The following is a 1410-nucleotide window of genomic DNA, read 5'->3' as shown; positions in this document are numbered from 1 at the left end:
GGCGGATTCAACCGGTCGTCGCAACACGAGGTTGTTGGAGCGATCGTAGGTGTTCGTCGAGGGCTTCGGCTGGTGTCTTCCAGCCGAGAGTTCTCCGCGGTCGGCGGTTGAGCGCATGGGCGACGGCGTTGATCTCGTCGGCGCTCCATCTGGAAAGGTCGGTGCCTTTCGGGAAGTACTGCCGCAGCAGCCCGTTGGTGTTCTCGTTGGTGCCGCGTTGCCAAGGGCTATGCGGGTCGGCGAAGAACACTGGGACGCCGGTCTCGACCGTGAAGCGTGCATGCGCAGACAACTCCTTGCCGCGGTCCCACGTCAGCGACCGGCGCAGCTGCTCGGGCAGTTGGGTGATCGTCTCGGCGAGGGCTTTGCTCATCGTGATCGCCCCGTATCCGGCGAGAGCAGGACCGTTCTTCGTCCGCGGGATCACACCCCAGCCGGCCTCACGAGGCAGGTGGATCAGCATCGTGAACCTCGTCGTCCGCTCGACCAATGTCCCGATCGCGGAGCGCTGCAACCCGATGATCAGATCCCCTTCCCAGTGCCCGGGGACGGCGCGGTCCGCGACTTCAGCGGGCCGTTCACTGATCAGCGTGTCACTCGTGACGTGCGCCCACGCGCGTTGCTTCGCCCGTGCTCGGGGGACGCGAAGCGCCCGACCGGTCCGCAAGCAGGTGACGAGTTCACGCTTGAGGGCGCCACGGCTCTGGACATAGAGCGCCTGGTAGATCGCCTCGTGGCTGATGCGCATCGACTCATCCTCCGGGAACTCGGCCCTGAGCCTTCGGGAGATCTGCTCCGGGCTCCATCCGATAGTCCATGCCCGATCGCCCCGGTGGGGCTTGTTGCGGCCCTTCCACTGCGGGCCCTGTGGTCCCGCAACCGGCCGGCCGGCCGCTGTCCGGATCACGCCCGCAAGCCGTTGCTGGACGTACTCTCGGAGCCGCTCATTGGCCAGCAGCTTCGCGGTCTTCGGCCGGCGGGCTCGACGCTCCGCATGCCACTGCGCGGTCGAGGCCTTGTAGTCCAACCGGTACGTCCTGGTCGAGGCGTTGCGCCGCAACTCCCTCGAGATCGTCGACGGGTCTCGGCCGAGCCGGCGTGCAATCTCCCGAACGCCCAGGCCCTGCGCCCGCGACAGAGCGATGTCTTCGCGCTCACTGAACGACAGATAGCGGCCCGACACCGTCGGCGGCAACGCAGGATTCACGCCGCCAGCGTGCCGGAACCACCGGAACCCAACCGGCGACGACACACCAGCCCCCGCGGCCGCGTCCTCGGTCATCACACCGCGACTGATCGCAGCCCAGAACTTGACCCGGTCCTCACGCCACGCCACCGTCGGTCGACCCGGCGAAGGAATCTGACCCCGATACTCCCGAACCCGCTTCTGCCCCGGCCCACTGCCCATCG

General features: G+C 67.5%; 1 protein-coding gene. It reads right to left on the bottom strand.

Annotation, left to right across the window (positions count from 1 at the left end; all coding sequences use genetic code 11):
* Positions 1–7: 7 nt before the first annotated feature.
* Positions 8–1408 carry an IS30 family transposase gene (locus tag DKL51_RS32705; RefSeq protein ID WP_109965923.1) on the bottom strand — a complete coding sequence of 467 codons (1401 nt, stop codon included), beginning with the start codon at positions 1406–1408 and terminating at the stop codon, positions 8–10.
* Positions 1409–1410 lie beyond the last annotated feature (2 nt).

The organism is Micromonospora globispora (assembly GCF_003857015.1).
Classification (GTDB): Bacteria; Actinomycetota; Actinomycetes; order Mycobacteriales; family Micromonosporaceae; genus Micromonospora; species Micromonospora globispora.
The sequence above is the reverse complement of the archived record's forward strand: the minus strand, read 5'-3'. Positions and strand labels throughout refer to the sequence as shown.

What these genes read in the sequence shown, in the direction of transcription:
- DKL51_RS32705 (WP_109965923.1), bottom strand. Translation starts at nt 1,408, where the DNA reads ATGGGCAGTGGGCCGGGGCAGAAGCGGGTTCGGGAGTATCGGGGTCAG.